The following is a 20,460-nucleotide window of genomic DNA, read 5'->3' as shown; positions in this document are numbered from 1 at the left end:
TAACTTCCCGACCGCCTTCACCAGGCAGCCGAAAAGAGTTTAAGTATACTTTTCAAAACCGGCCCTTAGGCCGGCAAATTTTCCTCTACAAACTTCGTTGGGTGAGTCTCCTCCTGCAGTTTTCCCACCACCTGTAGCAACAGCGAATCACTGGAAATAATCGAGAAGTGACCCTCAGACGTCTCAATAGCCCGACGTGGCGCTTGCCCCACTTGATGCGTTAGCGCTTGCCGCTCCTTTTGCGGACGCCCTTCTGACCACCAGCAATCCACTTCACAGCTCAATCTCGGCAAGGCATCGGTCTGCAATGAGAGCCTCTTCAGATGGCGTGCCACACAGAAGATCCGTGCCAGCTCCTCGCCACCCAGAGCGGCATAACCTTCCCGTCCGTGTGCCTCATCCGACGCCAGTAGCCTTTCCAACCTGTCGGCGAGCTTAGTTTCACTCGGCTCCTCATGGGATGCGTCCCTATTACTGCTAGCTACTGCCTCAGACGAGATGCCCGGTAAGATCACTGACACAAAAGCGGCGAAGTCCTGCCACCAATCATCTTCGCTCTTCTGGCCTCTACCAGGGATATAGGGATCCACCAGCGCCAACAGGCTTACCTCCTGGCCTTGCTTTTCAAGCCGTGCCGCAACCATTGCTGCCAAGGTACCACCTAGAGACCAGCCCAATATCCGGTAAGGCCCGTGAGGCTGCAAGCTACGGATAGTGGCTGCATAGTCATGAGCCATCGCTTCCAACGACGTATCACAATGCTGAGGATCGGTTAGCATCCGACACGGCAGCCCATATACCGAGCATACTCCCTGTAGACGCCGTGCCAGCGGCTGATAGTCGTAAAGAGTGCCCATACCAGCATGCACGCAGAACAGTGGTGACTGACCCTGACTCTCACCATTGAGCATAACCACACCATCCAGCAAGGCATCCGATGATTCTCCCAGCCCCAACAAGCCTGAAATGGTCGGCTTCTGCATCAGGTCACGCAATTTGAAATCAAGCGTAGTCTCTTTTAGGGCGCGCACTCGGCTCAATACTTTCAGGCTGAGCAGGGAGTCTCCACCCAGTTCGAAGAAGTTGTCGGTCTCGCCGACCCGTTCAACACCCAGCACTTCTTGCCATATCTCGGCGAGCTGTCGAGCTTCCGGTGTCGAGGGTGTTACATATTCGCGAACTTCCTCTAGATACGGCTCAGGCAGCGCCTTGCGGTCTACCTTGCCATTGGCATTTAGCGGCAGTGCCTCGAGGGTGACCACGACGCCCGGCACCATATACTCCGGTAGCTTTTGACCCAGCGCTTCATGTAGTGAACTAGTGTCGAGTTCACTATCGGCTTGGGGAACCACATAAGCGACTAACCTAGAACCAACGGGAGCTTCTTGGGCAACCACTACCGCTTCGCGAATCTCTGGCAGAGTGAGTAGTTCGGCCTCGATCTCGCCAAGTTCGATACGCAGGCCGCGGACCTTCACTTGGTGATCAATGCGGCCTAGGTACTCAAGCTGGCCATCCTCCCGCCAGCGCACCAGATCGCCGGTGCGGTAGAGGCGTTCTCCCTCTCTGAACGGATCAGCGATAAAACGCTCCGACGTTAAATCACTGCGATTGAGATAGCCACGGGCCAGGCTTACCCCTCCGATATAGAGCTCTCCCGCGACGCCCTGGGGTACCAGGTTGAGTTCGCCATCCAAGACGTAGGTACGGGTCCCGCTAATGGGTCGCCCAATGGGGATCTGACGGTGCGCGTCATCACGGCACCACCAGTGAGTGACATGAATAGTGGTTTCAGTAGGACCATAAAGATCATGCAGATTGGCACCTTCGAGACACTCAGCCACGTCCTGCTGCAGCGTGGCTGGAACGGCCTCACCACCACACATAATATGCTTGAGCCGCGTCTTGGTCTTCACATCGGGATAGGCCAGGAAGGCCTTGAGCATTGAGGGCACAAAATTGAGCGTGGTAACGCCGTGCCGCTGGATCAACTCGATGATGCGTTCTGGATCCCGATGGTCGCCCGGTTGGGCAATCACCAAACGGGCCCCGACACTTAGCGGCCAGAAAATCTCCCACACCGAGACGTCAAAACCGAACGGGGCCTTATGCAGTACGGCATCGGTATCGGTGAGCTGGTAGGTCTCCTGCATCCAGACCATGCAGTTGGTCAAGGCATCCTGGCGGATGGCAGCGCCCTTAGGCCACCCGGTGGAGCCTGAGGTGTAAATCACATAAGCGAGGTGCTCGCCGTGGATCGCCACCGCTGGATTGGTAGAAGCGTGATGGGCAATGTCCAGCCGATCCAACTCGACAACGCTGAGACCATCCGCTACCGGCAATGACGCGCGCAAGTGTTGCTGAGTCAGCAGCAGCTCGATGCCACTATCTTCGGCGATGAAGGCCAGCCGCTCCGTAGGATACTCCGGATCCAGCGGCACATAGGCGCCTCCCGCCTTGAGAATCGCCAGAAAGCCCTAAGCATCTCATGGAACGCTCAACAGAATGCCCACCCAAAGCGGACGGCAACCCACCCAAAGAAATGCAAATCACTCTTATTGAGTTTAACCATCATCTTCACTATCCTGTGCCGCGCATCCCAATACCAAGCAGCCTCAGCAAGGGGAACCGCAGTGAAAAAACCGCTGACATTCGGCCTGATGGTAACTGCTGGATCGATGGCAACCGGGCTATACGCCCAGGAAAACCAGGACACCATGGTGGTGGTTGGCTCCCGCACCCCGACCCAGATCGATCAGGTACCCAGTGCTGCCCAAGTGGTCGAGGGCGAGCAGCTGCGAGAACAAACCAGTACCGGCGCCGACCTCAAGACCGCCCTGGGCAAACTGGTGCCCGGTCTCGACTTCGGCCCGCAGGGACGTACCAACGCCGGTCAGAACATGCGCGGGCGTACCGTCCAAGTGCTCATCGATGGTGTCTCGATGAACAATTCGCGTAGCCTGTCACGGCAATTTGATTCCATCGATCCGTTCAACATCGAGCGCGTCGAGGTCCTTTCCGGCGCCAGCAGCCTCTATGGCGGCGGCGCGACCGGCGGTATCATCAATATCATCACCAAGACGGGTGACGAAGGCGGGCCGAATTGGGAGAGCGAGGTCGGCACGACGACGGGCTTCAACAACAGCGATGATCTCGATTATCGTGTCGCCCAATCCGCCAGTGGGGGTAACGAATTCGTCACTGGTCGCATTGGCGTGGCCTATGAGGACAACGGCCGACACTATGACGCCAATGGCGATGAAATCTTCCCTGACCTGGCCCAGTCGGATCTTCAGGGTAACCGCTCCCTCGATATTCTCGGTAACCTGAGTTTCCAACTGACCGAAAACCAGACGCTGGACCTCAAGGCCCAGTTGTATGAATCCGGCTATGAAGACGATAAAGGGGTCTATTTTCCTAATCTGACCTCATCGACGCCCAACTTGAGAGAGGCTGAAATCCGCGATGGTTTCTCGGCCGACCGAGAGCCGAAAACCGACCGCCGCATGCTCAACGCCAACTACCATCATGCGGATTTCTTTGGGCAGGATTTGTACCTTCAAGCCTATCATCGTGAAGAGGAATCAAGCTTCCATCCATTCCCCTACCCGGATGATGATGGCAGCTATTACTTCACCACCTCCAAGCAGAACACCACCCTCAGCGGGCTCAAGACGCTGATGTCATCGGACATCAGCGATACCGTCAGCCTGGATTATGGTCTGGATGTCGACCGTGAGGAATTCGATGCCAGCCAGATGTATTTTGACGACTCGACCACGGATGCAACAGGCGGTCTCGTCCATAAAGAGAGCCGGGTAGAGCCTCGCTATCCAAGTTTCCAGATCGATGGGTTGTCGGCATTTGCTCAAGGTGACTGGCAGGCGACCGAGCACTGGACATTGGGAGCCGGCATTCGTCAGCAGCACATGAATGTCGATGTCGATGACTTTCAGCCATCCGGACAAGCCTTGGCCAAGGGAGGAGAAAGCGATTATGACGTCACGCTCTTCAATGCCAGTGCGCTTTACGATTTCCAAAACGGCCATCAAACCTGGACCAGCTACAGCGAAGGATTCGACCTGCCTGACCCGTCCAAGTATTACGGAAGGCCTGGACAGGATGCCAGCGATCAGACACTTGATGGTATAAAGACTCGCCAAGTCGAGCTGGGATGGCGCTATCAGGGTAACCAGTGGCAGACCCAGGCAGCGGCTTATTATTCATGGTCTAACTCCACCATCGAACTGGACGATCAACTCAATACCGTCCAAAGAGATGACAAACGCCGCGACTACGGGCTAGAGGCTTCCGCCACGCGCTACCTGGGCGATCACTGGCAAGTGGGCGGTACCCTCCATGCCCTGAAATCCGAACAGAAAATCGACGGCAAATGGAAAAAACGAGGCATCACCGTATCGCCTTACCCCTCGCAGCATACCGCCACATTGCATGCACAATGGTCGGATCTCGACCGCACACTACGCCTGCAAGCCAACCGCTCATGGGACTATGAAGACTATCAGGGCGACGAAATCGAGGGGAATACCACCCTGGATCTCATCGGTAGCCACCAGACCGACTTCGGCAAGGTCAGCCTGGGTATCGAGAACCTGACCGATGAGCAGTATTCGACGCCGTGGGGGCAACGTGCCAGCGGCTTCTACTCCCCCTACTACGGCCCCGAATACCTCTACGACTACCAGGGACGTGGACGCACTTACACGCTGAACTGGTCGATGTCTTACTGACTCAATGTAACGATGTTCGCTTTCGCCCCGCTCTCATATGCGGGGCTTTTTAATGGATAGGACGACGACAGCCGACGTTTTCCACTTCTCTCAGTAACCAAGAAGTCACCGCGCCACCGATTTTCCCTCTTCAGGCTCGCACGCCATTGACTTCGCGGCTTATATAAACATAATACAAACAATAATAATTAACATTCGTATAAATTAAAAAATTAATGCTTGGAGATCATTCATGAACCAACCCACTTTCCGCAAGCGGTGGCTAATGGCGGCTATTGCTATGGCGGCCTGCAGCGCTTCAACAGCGTTACTTGCCCAAAATGCTGACCAGAGCGCATCGTCAGGCAGCGAATCTTCAACCTCATTACCGACACTGCAGGTCACGGAAAGTCGTCTTTATGAAGAAGCCACAGGGCCTGTTCTAGGCATTGCCGCCACCCGCAGCGCAACGGGCACCAAAACCGATACGCCAATCATTGAAACACCGCAATCCATCTCCGTCGTTGGCAGCCAGGAGTTTCGCAACTATGGCGCGCGTAACGTGAGTCAAGCGCTGGGCTATACAGCGGGCGTGTCGAGTGCTTATGGCGGAGGCGGGGCTGATACAACCCACGACAGCATGATGATCCGCGGCTTCAGTGTGTATAACAGCTACCGGGATGGCAGCAAATATCAAGCCAATGTCTTCGATGCCCAGCAGGAGCTCTATGGCCTGGAGCGGCTGGAGGTGCTCAAAGGGCCCTCATCAATTCTCTATGGTGTGGCGTCTCCCGGGGGCTTGATCAATGCGATCAGTAAGCGCCCCACCAGCGAGCCCCTACGCGAGGTTAATCTTCAGGTAGGCAGTTTTGATCGGCGCCAGGTCTCTGCGGACTTTTCAGACGCCCTGGATGAAGACGGTGAGTTTTCCTACCGCTTAACCATGCTCCGCCGCGAAAGCAACACCTTTGTCGACCATGTGCCGGATGATCGCACCTACATCGCGCCAGCCTTTAAATGGCAGCCGAACGAAGCTACCTCGCTGACCCTGCTCAGCGAGTATCAGCGGGACGAGACGACGTATATCTACGGGCTACCGGCCAGCGGCACCATTCTCCCCAATCCGAACGGCAAGATTCCTCAGGAGCGGTTCGTTGGCGAACCCGGCTTCGATGACTACGATAACGAAAGCTACTCCCTTGGCTATTTGTTCGAGCACGATTTTTCCAATCAATTGAAGCTTCGTCATAACTTTCGCCGTTTCTACTCCGATAGAAACTTCGACAACGTCGGTATTGTTCAGCAATCTCAGAGCTCTGCTGGGCAACTTTTTTCCAGAACCGCCCATGACCGGCGCGATGCTTCCAGGGCACTCTCCTCTGACACCTCCTTGCAGTATGACTGGGAGGCCGGCGCAACGACCCACACCTCCCTGGTCGGCCTTGACTACGTCCGCCAGCGCCACGAAACAGAACGTTACCAGCAGAGCATCCCTGCCCTGGATCTTTATGACCCCGCCTATGGCAGCGGCCAATGGGGTGAAAGCGTCCCCAATGACTATTCCAATGTGAGCCGTAAGGAGCAGGTGGGCCTGTACCTTCAGAACCAGATGAAGATCGCTGATAAATGGGTGGTCATGCTGGGCGGGCGTCAGGATTGGACGGATACCGAGTCTTCTCGGTATTTCGACCCTTCCCAAGAGCAGCAACAGGACGATGAAGCCTTCACTGGTCGTGTTGGATTCGTGTATCTGGCCGATAACGGCTTGGCGCCCTTCGCCAGCTTCAGTCAATCCTTCGAGGTCGAAACTGGCACCGATCGCAACGGCAATCAGTTTGAACCCACCCGCGGCGAGCAGTATGAGCTGGGGCTTCGTTTTCAGCCAGAAGGCTGGGACACCATGTTAACCGCTACCGCTTACGAACTGACCCAGGAAAACATGCTGGTCGCAGACCCAGTCGACACCACTTACCAGACACAAATAGGCGAGGTGCGCTCTAGAGGCGTCGAGTTGGAGGCTAAGACGGAGGTCGGCCACAACGCCAACCTGGTTGCAGCGTATGCCTACACCGATGCCCGCACCACCAAAAGCAGCCCAGCGACGCCCGAAAAAGTCGGGGAACGAACCGGTCAAGCTCCCTACAACCAATTCTCGCTATGGGGTGACTATCGCTTCAGCGATTTCGGCCTGCCGGGGCTGAAACTGGGTGCCGGTGTACGCTATGTGGGCACAACGCGTCCTAACGCCTACCTAGAGGGAGAGGTACCTGATTTTACTCTGGTTGATGCCATGGTCAGCTACGAGACGGGCCCGTGGTTGCTCTCGTTAAATGCGACCAACCTGACCGATGAAACCTATATCGAGTCCTGCACCTATGCGTGTTTCTACGGCGAACCACGCAGTTTAGTCGGCACGGCCTCTTATCAGTGGTGACGATGGCACTTCTTTATCCGCAAAACACAGGCATGATTTTGGCATATCAAAAAAAGACGTTAGATCGCTCTGTACGTCATAAAAGCATGGCCTTATCGATCGCGTTGCTCATCCTATGGATGAGCAACGCATCCATGGCCAGCGAGAAAAACAGCGTAGCGCCATTGGCAACGTTTGATTTCGCCATCGCAGAGACCCTCAATGCGATTGGCCACCCGCCTAAGTTCCTGTCGGGCCTTGAAGGATACGAAACGTACTCACGGCAAGAGGGGGTTCTACCCCATGCCACCAACCTCGGCTATCGCCACCTCCCTAACCTTGAGTTGCTTGCAAGCGACCCACCACAGCATATTCTGATTTCACCGCCTGCTCATGTCAGTTTACTCCCCAGGCTCAGAAAAATTGCGGAGGTTAAGGAGTACCGGCTTTATAGGTATGCCGATAGCAACGGCAACCATAACGACTGGGAAACAATCGAGGAACTGACGCGTCAGCTTGGCGATTTGGTGGAAGATCCTGACGCGGCAGAACATTATATCCAGCAATCCAGCGAGCACTTCGCTGCGCTAAAGCAAACGCTTAATCATACCGAATCACCTATTTTACTCGTGCGCCTGATGGATGAGCGCCATGCCCGCGTGTACGGCGAAGGAAGCGTTGAAGGCATGATGTTAAATCGCCTTGGCCTCGAGAACGCTTGGCAAGGTGATTTAGGCCAGTGGGGAATGACAACCGTCAGCGCAACGCCTCTGTTTGATATCGATGCCAAGCTGGTATTCCTCGACAGCCCCTACGGTCCGGACGGCGGTGTGAGACAACTCCTCTCGGATGGCCAGTGGCGACATTTGCCAAGTGTGAAACAAGGAAACTATACGATTATTCCCGTCAACTATTGGTCCTGGGGAGGACTGCCTGCCGCCCGGCGTTTTGCCGACAATCTTGTCAGCCATCTCATCGAAGACGATAACCATGACGGTACTGGCGATACTCTCCTGCCAGACAGCTAACTCACCTAGAGCGGGTAGCGAGTCGCTTGATAAGTGTGCTCTTAATGCTGGATGTGGATTCTTTTCATTTTTTGTTTAAAAATGAGAACCATTAGCACTAGAATAGGATCATGACTCTCAATTCAATGCTAGGAGCGATTCATGTTCGAGGTCAAAGGTGCCACCTTCGAAATCAATGGCAAGCAGATCTTAACGCCCATTGAGCATTCGTTTCGGGAAGGCAAGATTTACGGCCTGATTGGCCACAATGGCTCGGGCAAGTCGACCTTGATAAAGCTCATGGCCCAGCAGCAGCCCACCAGCCAGGGAGAGATCTACTTTGATCAGCGCCCGCTGAGTGATTGGGGCAACCGCGAGTTCGCGCGCCAAGTCGCCTACCTGCCTCAACACCTGCCCAGCGCCGAGAGCCTGACCGGGCGCGAGCTGGTGGCTTTTGGCCGCTACCCATGGCACGGCCTGCTGGGGCGCCACACCCAGAAAGACAAGGACGCCATTGATCGCGCCATTGCCCTCACCCACACCGAGGACTTCGCCGACCGCCTGGTCGACACACTCTCTGGCGGCGAGCGCCAGCGGGTCTGGCTGGCGATGCTACTGGCGCAAGGCAGCCGTTTTCTGCTGCTGGATGAACCGCTCGCGGCGCTGGATATCGCCCACCAGATCGAAGTCCTGGCGCTGATTCGCAAGCTGTGCGACGAGCTAAACCTCGGGGTGATTATCGTGCTGCACGATATCAACATGGCCTCGCGCTACTGCGATGAGCTGATGGCGCTGCACAGCGGCCGCCTGCTGGCCTGCGGTTCCCCCAATGACATGATGTGCGACAGCACCCTGGAAGCGATTTACGGGCTCCCCATGCAGGTCATGAAGCACCCGAACGGGGAGCACAATATCGCCGTGGCGCAGTGACGCGCCAACCTTTCCAGTCAGTCACATGGCGTTTGTGCAATGCTGAATTTCATCCGCCATCTGGTTGAGCAGCGCGTCGTAAAGCTCGGGGCCAGGCGTTAGATCAACGCCAAGGGGGTCCATGACGCCGATATAGGCATCGGTATCGCCAAAGACCGACTCGACAATTTGCGGGTTAAACTGCGGCTCGCTGAAGACGCACTGAATGCCCTCGTCGTTGACCAGCGTTTGAATGGCCTCAATGCGGGCGGGGCTGGGTGAGGAGGCATCGCCGATGGAAATAGCCCCCGCTGCCGACAGATTAAAGGCCTTCTCAAAATACTGATAGGCGTCGTGAAACACGATAAAGCGCGTGCTATCGCTGTTGGCCAGGCGCTCGGCGATGGCTTGCTCGAGCGCTTCGAGTTGTTGTTGACTGCTTGCCGCGTTTTTACGGTAGTAATCGGCGTTTTCCGGATCCAGTTCACCAAGCTGCCGGGCAATGACGTCGAGCCAGCGCCGCGCGTTATCGGGGTCCATCCAGCCATGCGGGTCTTGTCCGTCGTGATGGTGGTCATGACCATGGTCGTGGTCGTGGTCGTGGTCGTGGTCGTGGTCGTGGTCAGCGACATCGAACGTCGCGCCTTCGCGATAGGCAAAGGTGTTGATGTCGGGTACGCGCATCAGCTCCAGGTGCCTGGCATCGCTGGCCAGATTCTCCACCGGGCCTGATAACCATGGCGTGAGATCATTGCTTACCCATACGACCAGATCGGCCTTATCCAGGGCGTCTGCTTCCGAGGGCCGCAACGAATAGCCGTGGGGCGATGCACCGGGCTGAATGAAAAGCTCGGGCGATCCACGATCACCCATCACCTTGGCGACCAACGAATGCACCGGCGGGATGTCCACCGCCACACGGGGAACATCGGCCAAGGCCGTCAAGGGAAGGCCCACCAATAGCGGTAAGGCGTAATGTGCACAGCGATGCTTCATTGCTCTCTCCTAATGATCTACAGCAGGTAAATAAGCGTCGTCCTCTGGGCAGGCGCTTTCGTCCACGCTTAACGCTAGGCGCTCCTTGCCAAATATGTTATAACATAACAATAAATGCGTAAGCCAGAGTTTGCCTGCCGATGCCTCAACCTATTACCCCTAGCGCTCCCCTTTTGCGTGCCTGCCAGCTCAACGTGCGCATCGGGGGAAAACCGATCCTTGAAGATATCCACCTGGCGCTGCACCGTGAAGAGATCGTCACGCTGATCGGCCCCAACGGGTCGGGAAAATCCACGCTGGTCAAAGCGTTGGTGGGCGCCATCAAGCCAACGTCAGGCCGTGTGGAAATCGACGCGGACCTGCGCATCGGCTACGTGCCCCAGCGGCTGCATCTGGACCCAACGCTACCCATCACCGTCTCGCGCTTCATGAACCTGCCCCGCCGCCATCGCCGTGAGGATGTGCATCAAGCGTTATCGAACGCGGGCGTCGAGACGTTACACAATGCGGCGATGAGCCAGCTGTCCGGCGGGCAGTTGCAACGCGTGTTGCTGGCCCGTGCGCTCATCAACAGGCCCGATATCCTGATTCTCGACGAAGCCACGCAGGGGCTTGACCATCGGGGCATCGCTGACTTCTACCAAAAGATAGAAGAGGTACGCCAGTCCTATCGCTGCGCGATCTTGATGGTTAGCCATGACCTTCATGTGGTGATGCGTACCGCCGATCATGTGCTGTGCCTGAACGGCCGGATCTGCTGCGAGGGCAAACCTGAGCGGGTTGCCTCCTCCCCAGACTATCAGGCGTTATTCGGCGAGCAGACAGCCCAAATGTTAGCCCTGTATCGCCACCACCACGAGGAGGTGGCCGATGCTGGATGATTTCATGTGGCGCGCGACCCTGGCGGGCCTTTTCGTTGCGTTGGCCGCCGCGCCCCTCGGTTGCTTCGTGGTCTGGCGGCGGATGGCGTACTTCGGCGATGCGACGGCTCACGCTGCCATTCTTGGCGTTGCGCTGGCGTTGGTGTTCAACCTATCCATGTTTGCCGGGGTATTAATGGTCGCCCTCACCATGGCGAGCTGCGTCACCTTGCTGAGCGGGCGGGGCTACGCCATGGATACCCTGTTGGGGGTCATGGCCCATTCGGCCCTGGCGATTGGATTGGTTGCCGTTTCGTTTATCTCAGGTGTGCGTATCGACCTCAGCGCCTACTTGTTCGGCGATATTCTGGCCGTTGGCAAAGACGATCTATGGGTTATCGGGGGCGGCACGCTGATGGTGCTGACGTTACTCGGCTGGCGCTGGTCGGCACTGCTGACCGCCACGCTCAGCGATGAGCTCGCCCATGCCAGCGGCATTCAGCCCCGCCGGGAGCAGCTGGTGCTCACGCTGTCCCTGGCGGTGGTGGTAGCGGTCGCCCTCAAGGTCGTCGGCGTGTTGCTGATTGCCGCGTTGTTGATCATTCCCGCCGCAACGGCGCGGCCCTTCTGCCGAACCCCTGAAATGATGGCGCTGGTGGCGGCGGGCATTGCGGCATTGGCAGTCACCTCGGGGCTTAAAGCGGCTTACCTCTTCGATACCCCGACCGGCCCGACCATTGTCACCCTGGCCGCTGGATTTTTCCTGCTATCGACGATCGCCATGCAAGGCGTGCGCTATTTACGTTAGCGCCCTAAATTAGCTTTACACCGCATTTGTTTTGCCACGGTTTATTGGTTAATTTCAAGCATTGTGCTCAATCTGGACGCCACTATGCTCGATTACAAACTGCTCCATGCCCTGGCAACCGTGGTGGAATGCGGCGGTTTTGAGCGCGCAGGGGACGTGCTGGGGCTATCGCAGTCGGCCGTCTCCCAACGTTTGAAAGCCCTGGAAGTGCGGTTAGGGCAGCCCGTGTTGATCCGCCACCCACACCTGGCGCCGACCCCGGCAGGCCAGCGGCTGTTAACCCATTACCAGCAGGTCCAGCTGTTAGAACGCGACCTGCGCGGCTCATTGCCCACGCTGGATGATCCCGCTCCTCGTCTGCGCATTGCGATTAACGCGGATAGCGTCGTGACCTGGTGGGCCGAGGCGATTGCCGACATCTGCCAGGCTGAGGGGCTTTTGCTGGATCTTGTTATCGAGGATCAGGACGTCGGCCTCAAACGTTTGCGCGATGGCGATGTCGCGGCCTGCCTGTGCGCCACACCGCAGCCGATTGCCGGGGCACGCAGTCTGGCGCTGGGCGAAATGCACTACCATCCGCTCGCCTCACCTGACTATGCGGCGCGGCACTTCCCGGAAGGACCCAGCGATGACGCTTTTCAAAAGGCCCCGGCCATCGTCTTCGGCCCCCATGATCAGTTGCAGCACCAGTTTCTCGCCCAGTGCGGCTACCATGGCCGCTTTCCCTACCACCTATGCCCCTCGTCGGAGGGGTTTATTCGCCTGGCTGCGGCTGGCATTGGCTATGGCATGATGCCCCAATTACAGACCCATGCGCTGATCGACAGCGGCCAACTGGTCAGCATTGCGCCAGGACAAGCACTCAGCGTCCCGCTCTATTGGCATTACTGGCGACATAGCGGCACCTTGGTTCAGCGGCTCACCGAACGACTTTCGCAAGTCACCTTGACCTAGATCATCCATTTTTCCTACGCGGTGGCATAACCCTTCTACAATGGCACTAGCCCATCAAAGGTCGGCAGTCCCAGGGTGAAAGGCTGAATTATCGTTGACGCAATACGTGTCATCAAAACGACGCAGCTGCCAGAGTATCTTAAGCTTCCTTTGTGATAACCAAGCCAATGCCCCGATATCGGTAGCCGCGCTAAGGGACAACAGCACGGGGTCAGAAAAACATAACCAAAGCGACCTCCTATGCATGCATGTTTGTTACACCGCCAGGTTTGTTTGGGCTTACTTTTGCTGCTGCTAGGCTGGATAGCCTGCTGGCAGCCAGCTGCCGCCTCGCTGACCACCTCGGTCGATCAGTCTCGCTATTCGCTTACCGACCACACCCAGTTCTGGCATAGCGATGCGCCTCTCACACTTAACGAGCTGCTTGAGCGCGACCCATCGTTCATCCAGGCTCAGCACAAAAGCGACCTGAATTTTGGCTATACCTCCGACGAGGTATGGCTGCGCACCCAGGTCGAGAACCCGACGGCACGTTCCCAGCGCTGGATCGTTGAATTTGAATATCCCTTTCTGGACCGCGTGACGCTTTATGTGATGCGCGAGCATTATAATGAACAGAAAGTAAGCGGTAGCGCCGTGCCCAAGGAGCAGCGCGAGCTTGCCCATCGCCAGGCGGTATTTCCGTTAAGTCTGGCGCCGGGCGAAACGGTCACCCTGTACGCCAGGGTCAATGCGGCGGGCAGCAAGATGCTGAACTATAACCTGCTCTCCGAGCAGGCGTTTTACCAGCAGAATGACCGGCATAACTTCTGGCTCGCGACCTATTTCGGCATATTGCTGGGCCTTGGTCTTTATAACCTGTTGTTATTTTTCGGTCTCAAGGAGCGCGTATTTTTATATTATTCGCTATTTACGCTGGGCTTTACCGTCGCGATTTTAACCTTCAATGGCATCGGCACCCTGATGTTCTGGAGCGCCCTGGGCGAAAACACCTCACGCTTGGTCGCTATTGGTTTCATCTTCGCCTCGACCATGGGTACGTTTTTTGCCCAAAGCTTTCTTGAAACAGAAAAATTCACGCCCCGCTGGCACCGACTGTTGAGTTATTTCCGCGTCTACTGCCTGCTCGCGCTCGTGGCGACGGTGTTGCTACCTATTCAACCGGCCCTGCGCCTGATGGACGTGACCGGGTTCATGGCCGCGCTGACGATCCTGATATGCGGGATTTACTGCATCACGCAGCGCGTACCCAGCGCGCGGATATTTGTCTTGGCATGGTCATTGTTTCTGGTTGGCGCCTGCGTGTTTGCGCTGCGCAATCTCGGTATTTTGCCGGCCAATTTTATTACCTTGCACGGCATTCAGATTGGCTCGGCAATGGAAATGCTCTTGTTATCGTTTGCCCTGGCCGCCCGCTTCAACAAGCTGAAGCGACAAAAAGAACGCGCTCAGAACGAAATGCTGATGACGCTGAAACGCCAGGAAGCAGTACTGGAACAAAAAGTGGCCGACCGCACAAAAGCGCTCGAACGTCTCGCCACTCGCGACATGCTGACCGGGCTATTGAACCGTAAAGGCCTCACCGACTGCGCCGAAAAAGCCCTCCAACGCGCTCAGCATATCGGGCAACCCGTGGCGCTATTCATGCTCGACCTGGATCGTTTCAAGCCCATTAACGATCAATATGGGCATGAAGCCGGGGATTTTGTGCTTCAGCAGGTCGCCAGGCGTATCGAACACCTGGCCCGTGCGCATGACCGCTGCGCCCGTTTTGGCGGGGACGAGTTCATTTTATTGATTGAAGGCGTTGACGACGTCACCGTCCTCAACGACATTCGCCAACGCCTCAATGCCGCCATACGCGAGCCCATCAAACTCCCTTGTGGTGAGCTGGTCAGCATTGACGTCAGCATTGGCCTGAGCATCAGCCAAGGTGATCACGATTGTTTGAAGAACCTGGTCTGCGAAGCCGATGAAAAAATGTACGACGTCAAAGCCAGCCGAGCCGACCGTGCTATACGCTATTATTCAGCAAAGCCGTAAGGCGTTAGTCAAACAGGCTCATCCGCGTCATCACGTTGTCGCGTTTGATGCGCCAGTGGTAAAGCGCGCCCAACACATGCAGGGTTACCAGCACCACAATGGCCCAGCCGAGCCAACCATGCCAGGCAAAGAGCCGCTCGGAAAGCGCCGGACGTTCGCCAATCAGCCCTGGCAGATGCCAATGAAAGAACTCTACCGGGAAACCGCCGCTGGCCGTTGCCGCCCAGCCCAATAGCGGCATCACGATCAAGGCCGCGTAGAGCAGATGATGCACGCTGGTGCTGACAATACGTTCGAAGCCGTTCAAGGGCGGGTCGTGATCGGGCACCACGAATGCGATCCGGGTGACGATACGCAATGTCATCAGCAGCAGTATGGTCACGCCCAGCGTTTTATGACTGGTGTAAAGCAGGTTTGTAACCCCCGTACCGACCAGCTCTACCGTCCGTTCAAAGCCTAAAAAGCCGAGCGTCAAACCGCTCGCCAGCGAGAGTAGCGCCGCCACCGCAACCAGCCAGTGGAGTACCCGGTGCGGGTAAATATAGTGGTCTAACTCGTGCATGCTGTACTCCTCTACAACCGCCCAGAATTCGCTTAGTTGCGCTTAGTTTAGCGAGTTCTGGGCAACTTCGCTGATAAAGCCGACTTGTCACCGTCAACGCTTGCCGTCAGGGCGCCCAGGCATCAACCGGTGCGGCCAATTGCTCCCGAATCAGTTCGCCCAGCCGACGTGCGGGTTCCGAGGGGCGATGCGGTGCGCGATGGAGGGCCAGTTCAATCATCGGCAGCGACGGCATGCCACTGGTCTCGTCAAGCGGCCTTAACAGCGGCGTCAGCATGCTCCGCGTCACCACCACTACCGCCAACCCGGCCGTCACGATAGGCGCCAGCCCTGCCATGGATTGACTGGTATAGGCGACGCGCCAGTCGCGTCCGGCGTTTTTCAGCGCCTGTTCGGCGATCTCACGAAACACATCCGCACCGGGTGAATACAGTGCCAGTGGCAGCGGGTCGGTTAGCGATGGCTGCTGGTTAACGCCTACCGCCCATATCAAAGGCTCGCGACGAATGATCTCGCCGCCTGGGGAATTACGCTGTCGGGTCACCAGCGCCAGATCCAGCTCGGCACGTTTTACGCGTTCCACCAGGTCGCCACTGGTACCGCACCTGACCTGAAGCCCCACGCCCGGGTATAGCTGGTGAAAGTAGGCAAACACGGAAGGCAATAATGAGGCGTAGTCTTCCGGGATGCCCAGGGTCAGCTCACCGCCTACCTGGCGCGCCTGCATGTCGCTCCAGGCTTCGTCATTGAGGATCAACAAGCGGCGGGCATGGTTAAGCAACCGTTCTCCATCCGGGGTAAAGCGGAGTTTGCGCCCTTCACGCTCGTGAAGGGTCAGCGCCAGCTGGGTTTCCAGACGCTGAAGCTGCATGCTGACGGTCGACTGGGTATAGGCCAGGCGTTTTGCAGCCGCCGTCACGCTGCCGGTGTCGGCGATTGCCACTAGCGTGCGGAGTAACGTCAGATCCAGCGTCGGCGCCCTCATACATCATATTCCTTGATAAAAAGGATCAAAAAAGATCGATATTGTGATGTGTTGGCAATGAGTATGCTGTGCAGGTCATTTCAAGGCAAGTCAGGAGACCGCTCATGCATCCCGTCAATCCACTCGTTGCGTTTCCACGTAGCTATAGTGTTGGCGCGGCGCTGGTGGCCGTGATGCTCTGGAGTGCCGCCCCCCTTCTGGCCGATTATGCCCGCGCCACGCCGCCGCTTCAGCTCACGGCCTTGACGCTGCTGGCGGGCGCATTGGCAACACTTCCGCTGAGTCGACGGGTTAACGTTGCCAGCTGTGGCCACACCTGGCAGCTAAGCATTTGGCTGGGTATTCCGCTGCTGATCATTGGTGCCGTCAGCACGTATTTTATCGGCATGCGGCTGGCCCCCGCGGCTGAAGCGGCATTGATCACCTATACCTGGCCGGTGCTGTTCGTGCTGCTCAGCCAGTGGAGCCGGTTGGGTCGTTTGCGGATGGGTGGATTGGTCGGTGCGCTGATTGCCTTTTCCGGTGCGGCCCTGCTGCTGATTCCCCAGGCGTCTGGGGGTGGGGGCGACACTGCGCTAACCGGTTATGCGCTGGCGCTTTTAGCCGCCTGCTGCTGGGCACTTTATTCCTGGCTTAGCCAAGTAGCGCCGGTACCGCTAACGCCGTTGCTGCCGCGTTTACTGCTGATTGCCTGTGCGATGGCCGCGGCCGCGAGTGCGTTACTCGAAGGGCAGATGGCATTACCCAGCAGTGAAGCGGTGCTGACCGGCATGGCACTGGGTCTTGGCCCTTACGGCATCGCCATGGTGGCCTGGGATAAAGCGCTGCGCTGGGGGCATACCAGCCTGGTGGGCAGTCTTGCTTATGGTGTCCCTATTCTGGCAGCGCTGCTGTTGGTATTGGCCGGCATGAGCACGCTGGACTGGCGCCTGCCGGTGGCTGGCGCCCTGGTGGTCGTGGGCTGCCTGAAAGCGGGTCGTTGATGCCAGGCACATCCCGCTTACAGCTGAGGCTCTCCCTCGCTTGGCTCGGCGCGAGTACTAAGCTCAAATAAACCGCTGGCGGTATGACTGTAGCCCCGGGCGGTGACCGTGTAGGTACCGGGTAGCAGCTGTTCGGTTATGCGCGAGTCCGTGCCACCTGCCCCGTCATCATCGCTTAACGCAACGCCGTTGCCTTCAAGCTCAAGATACGTATCGAAATCGCTGGAACGCATGTCGAGCGTGACGCTGGATGTTTCGTCGAGGGTGAGTTCATAGGTCAACGACTCACCGCTGTACCAGCCATTGAGCGACTCGCCCGGGGTCAACTCACCCGCATTACGCAGTTGGATATCGCTGGGCAACTCACGGGGCGTCAGCGCCAGGGTAAAGACACCTTCGCCGTCGCCGTAGGCCGAACGTGCTGTCACTTGATAGTCGCCGGGCGCCAGAAAATCGGCGATACGCGCATTCAGGTTACCCGCGCTGTCGTCGTCCTCGCGGTAGTAGCCATTGGGCCCTTCCAGCACCAGGTAGGCGTCGAATTCATCGGAACGCATGTCAATGTCGTACATGCCCGCCTCTTCAATCGTGAACGTATAGTCACGCTCATCGCTCTGCAGCCAGCTATCCAGCGGCGTATCCAACGCCAGGGTGTCCGTATCGCTGAGCTCAAGGCGACGGCTTTCAAGGGTGAAAGGGCCGTAGCTTTGGGCGTCTGCACCACTGACCACCAGCATATAGTCGCCGCTTTGCTCGATGCGCTGGCGCAATACCCCGGCGCTACCCAGCAGTTGAAGCTGGTCATCATAGAGCGCCACCACGCCCTGGAGTGCTCCCGCCAGCGATACCTCTACCAGATCGTCTTCATCCAGGGCGATGACATAGCGCTCGAAACGGCTGCCATCATTGCCGTTGAGCGCACTTACAGAGGTCACCTCGCCTCTCAAGCGCTCCCCCAGGGTGACGCGCTCAAGACCTGCCAAACGACTCGACTCAGCAATGTCCCGGTCGGCTTGGGAATCAGGTGCTAGCTCGGACGGTATATTGAGCGTAATGGCCTGTGCCGCCAAAAAGCCGATAACACCGCCGCCAACGGCGACAAGCAGATAACCAAGCGGAGAAGATTTAGCCATGAGCACTCCTTGATCTTGTGGCAGATGGATATGGTCGGGTTCAAACCGGCATTATAAGCGCATAATCGCCGCCATTGGGTTGGCAGCCTCATCTGGTTTCGCTTTTTTTGTAGGCATGATGCCATCCACAACCCTGGATAAGCCGCTGAATTAAAAGGCGCCAAATATCGTACACAAGAGAAGCCAATATGAGGCCAATAGCGCCGATCGTCTAAAAGCTTGCTCAGAATAAGGTCCAGCGTTACTATCAGGTCGCCAAGTTGGCACCTCATCGATGGATGCGAAACCCGCGACACGACACACTGAGGTACTCCTATGGGAGCTATCAAACACACGTTATTGAGTTTTTGCTTTGCCATAGCCGTATTCACCATGGCAGTGAATAGCGCTCTGGCACACGGGACACCAGCCGATACACAGCGCGGCGTTGCGTCCTTCTACAGCGACCGCTTTCAAGGCGCAACCACCGCCAGTGGTGACGCCTTTGATCAACAGGCGCTGACCGCCGCGCACCCGAGCCTTCCCTTTGGAAGCAAGGTGCTGGTAAAGCGCCCTGATACCGGACAAGAAGTCGAGGTCCTGATCAATGACCGCGGCCCTTACGTGCAAGGGCGTATCATTGATCTGTCCAAAAGCGCAGCGCGTGAGTTGGGCATGCTGAAGCGCGGCGTCGCACCGGTCATGGTGACGCTGCTGAACTAGCGATGCCCTACCACGACCTACTGCATTCACATCAACGGGCGCTCAAGCGCCCGTTGTTTTTTTGTGCGTCCTTTGCCAGGATTCGCGACGAAACTATCAAGCACGCTAACGGTCTCTAAGTAACACGGAACGTTATTCAAAACACCGTTTCAAGAGCACCGCTTTGAAGAACGCCGCTTTGAAGAACATCGTCGCTGGAGGCACCATGCAGTCACGCTTTTTTACGCTAAGCCGTTATCCGGAAGGTCGCCCCGAACGCGAACTCTTTCAACTGGAAACCCAAACGCTCCCGGATCTCGCTCCCGGCGAAGTCCGCATCCGCAACCATTGGCTTTCGGTAGATCCTTACATGCGTGGCCGAATGACCGGCCTGCACACTTACGTGCCGCCATTTGAGCTGGGCAAGCCCATGGAAGGCGGTGCCGTTGGCGAAGTCATTGCCTCCCGCGACGAGCGCCTGAAAGAAGGCGATCTGGTCGGCCATATGGGCGGCTGGCGCGATATTGCACAGATTTCCTCCGCGAGTGTTCAAGTGCTGCCGGACTTTGGCGTGGCCGAACAGGCCTACCTCGGCGTGCTGGGAATGCCGGGCATGACCGCCTGGACAGGGCTTAACCGGATAGCCAACTGTCAGCCTGGCGATAACGTTCTGGTCAGTGCCGCCAGCGGTGCCGTCGGCTCACTGGCGGTGCAGTTGGCGAAAGCAAAAGGCTGCCATGTGGTAGGCATTGCGGGCGCGGCCAACAAACTCGCCTGGCTGGAATCGCTGCATATCGAACCCGTGAGCTACCGTGACCGGAGCGCCGAAGAGCTTGGCGATGCCATCCAGTTGGCCAGCCCCAAAGGCATTGACGTGGTGTTTGAAAACGTCGGTGGCACCTGCCTGGAAGCAGCGCTAAGCCAGTTGAACGAGGGCGCACGGATTGCGGTCTGCGGCATGATTGACAGCTACAACGCCAAAACACCGGTCCCCGGCCCCAGCAACCTGGCCCAGCTTGTGGTGCGCAAGGCGAGAATGCAGGGCTTCATCGTGGCGGATCATTGGCAACATTACCCGGACTTCCTCAAGGAAGTCGCCCCCCAGGTCGTCGACGGCAAGCTCGACTATAAAGAAACCGTCAAAGAAGGACTGGAAAACACCCCCGATGCGTTTCTGGCACTGTTCGATGGCGACAATACCGGCAAAATGCTGGTCAAGTTGAATTGATGCGGCAGTGAACGTCACTCCCTCTTGTATTTTTAAGCCGCGCCTGGCCTTCCAGCGCGGCTTTCTCATTACCCTAACCGCTCACATCATTGAGAAATACACAAAACCGTTAGACCATTGATGTATTGACTCTTAAAATAGTTAGCGCGTTAAGCAGATGGCGCCTGA

At 57.2% G+C, this 20,460-nt stretch carries 16 protein-coding genes; 11 read left to right on the top strand and 5 right to left on the bottom strand.

Annotation, left to right across the window (positions count from 1 at the left end; genetic code table 11):
• Positions 1–65: 65 nt before the first annotated feature.
• Positions 66–2,441 carry an amino acid adenylation domain-containing protein gene (locus tag BMX75_RS18140; protein WP_217639867.1) on the bottom strand — a complete coding sequence of 792 codons (2,376 nt, stop codon included), beginning with the start codon at positions 2,439–2,441 and terminating at the stop codon, positions 66–68.
• A gap of 192 nt (positions 2,442–2,633) precedes the next feature.
• Here BMX75_RS18140 and BMX75_RS07820 point away from each other — a divergent pair, with 192 nt between their 5' ends.
• From BMX75_RS07820 to BMX75_RS07805, 4 genes are all read left to right on the top strand, one after another.
• Positions 2,634–4,751 (top strand): TonB-dependent receptor, encoded by a 2,118-nt coding sequence (locus BMX75_RS07820; RefSeq protein ID WP_340148046.1) that lies wholly within the window; start codon positions 2,634–2,636, stop codon positions 4,749–4,751.
• Positions 4,752–4,983: 232 nt separating this feature from the next.
• A complete protein-coding gene (locus BMX75_RS07815; protein ID WP_092826838.1) occupies positions 4,984–7,164 on the top strand; it encodes a TonB-dependent siderophore receptor in 2,181 nt (726 codons plus the stop codon).
• Between the two features lie 2 nt (positions 7,165–7,166).
• Complete coding sequence (locus tag BMX75_RS07810) at positions 7,167–8,171, top strand: ABC transporter substrate-binding protein (RefSeq protein WP_092826836.1); 1,005 nt, start codon at positions 7,167–7,169, stop codon at positions 8,169–8,171.
• A gap of 141 nt (positions 8,172–8,312) precedes the next feature.
• Positions 8,313–9,080 carry an ABC transporter ATP-binding protein gene (locus BMX75_RS07805; protein ID WP_092826834.1) on the top strand — a complete coding sequence of 256 codons (768 nt, stop codon included), beginning with the start codon at positions 8,313–8,315 and terminating at the stop codon, positions 9,078–9,080.
• A gap of 21 nt (positions 9,081–9,101) precedes the next feature.
• Here the strand turns inward: BMX75_RS07805 and BMX75_RS07800 are convergent, their stop codons facing one another.
• On the bottom strand, positions 9,102–10,055 hold the full coding sequence (locus BMX75_RS07800; RefSeq protein WP_092826832.1) for a zinc ABC transporter substrate-binding protein: 954 nt from the start codon (positions 10,053–10,055) through the stop codon (positions 9,102–9,104).
• A 140-nt stretch (positions 10,056–10,195) separates the two neighbouring features.
• On the opposite strand from BMX75_RS07800, the gene BMX75_RS07795 reads away from it, so the two are divergent.
• From BMX75_RS07795 to BMX75_RS07780, 4 genes are all read left to right on the top strand, one after another.
• A complete protein-coding gene (locus BMX75_RS07795; protein WP_092826830.1) occupies positions 10,196–10,936 on the top strand; it encodes a metal ABC transporter ATP-binding protein in 741 nt (246 codons plus the stop codon).
• On the top strand, positions 10,926–11,723 hold the full coding sequence (locus tag BMX75_RS07790; RefSeq protein ID WP_092826828.1) for a metal ABC transporter permease: 798 nt from the start codon (positions 10,926–10,928) through the stop codon (positions 11,721–11,723). The genes BMX75_RS07795 and BMX75_RS07790 overlap by 11 nt, the downstream gene beginning before the upstream one ends.
• A gap of 84 nt (positions 11,724–11,807) precedes the next feature.
• A complete protein-coding gene (locus BMX75_RS07785; protein WP_092826826.1) occupies positions 11,808–12,677 on the top strand; it encodes a LysR family transcriptional regulator ArgP in 870 nt (289 codons plus the stop codon).
• A gap of 273 nt (positions 12,678–12,950) precedes the next feature.
• A complete protein-coding gene (locus BMX75_RS07780; RefSeq protein ID WP_245748435.1) occupies positions 12,951–14,720 on the top strand; it encodes a sensor domain-containing diguanylate cyclase in 1,770 nt (589 codons plus the stop codon).
• A gap of 4 nt (positions 14,721–14,724) precedes the next feature.
• On the opposite strand, the gene BMX75_RS07775 is transcribed toward BMX75_RS07780, so the two are convergent.
• Together BMX75_RS07775 and BMX75_RS07770 are read right to left on the bottom strand one after the other, a co-directional pair.
• Positions 14,725–15,282, bottom strand: a complete 558-nt coding sequence (locus BMX75_RS07775; RefSeq protein WP_092826822.1) for a cytochrome b — start codon at positions 15,280–15,282, stop codon at positions 14,725–14,727.
• A gap of 106 nt (positions 15,283–15,388) precedes the next feature.
• The gene (locus BMX75_RS07770) at positions 15,389–16,267 is read right to left on the bottom strand and encodes a LysR substrate-binding domain-containing protein (RefSeq protein ID WP_092826820.1); all 879 of its coding nucleotides are present in this window, start codon (positions 16,265–16,267) and stop codon (positions 15,389–15,391) included.
• Between the two features lie 104 nt (positions 16,268–16,371).
• Between BMX75_RS07770 and BMX75_RS07765 the strand changes: the two genes are divergently transcribed.
• Positions 16,372–17,250: a DMT family transporter gene (locus BMX75_RS07765; RefSeq protein ID WP_092826818.1), complete on the top strand. Its 879-nt coding sequence runs from the start codon at positions 16,372–16,374 to the stop codon at positions 17,248–17,250.
• A gap of 17 nt (positions 17,251–17,267) precedes the next feature.
• Here the strand turns inward: BMX75_RS07765 and BMX75_RS07760 are convergent, their stop codons facing one another.
• Positions 17,268–18,383: a hypothetical protein gene (locus tag BMX75_RS07760; protein ID WP_092826816.1), complete on the bottom strand. Its 1,116-nt coding sequence runs from the start codon at positions 18,381–18,383 to the stop codon at positions 17,268–17,270.
• Between the two features lie 372 nt (positions 18,384–18,755).
• Between BMX75_RS07760 and BMX75_RS07755 the strand changes: the two genes are divergently transcribed.
• Positions 18,756–19,085: a septal ring lytic transglycosylase RlpA family protein gene (locus BMX75_RS07755; protein WP_245748445.1), complete on the top strand. Its 330-nt coding sequence runs from the start codon at positions 18,756–18,758 to the stop codon at positions 19,083–19,085.
• A 205-nt stretch (positions 19,086–19,290) separates the two neighbouring features.
• Positions 19,291–20,292 carry an NADP-dependent oxidoreductase gene (locus BMX75_RS07750; protein WP_092826812.1) on the top strand — a complete coding sequence of 334 codons (1,002 nt, stop codon included), beginning with the start codon at positions 19,291–19,293 and terminating at the stop codon, positions 20,290–20,292.
• The last annotated feature ends 168 nt before the right edge of the window (positions 20,293–20,460 follow it).

The organism is Vreelandella subterranea (assembly GCF_900111305.1).
Classification (GTDB): Bacteria; Pseudomonadota; Gammaproteobacteria; order Pseudomonadales; family Halomonadaceae; genus Vreelandella; species Vreelandella subterranea.
Note: the sequence above shows the minus strand (reverse complement) of the source record. Positions and strands in the feature narration are given on the sequence as shown.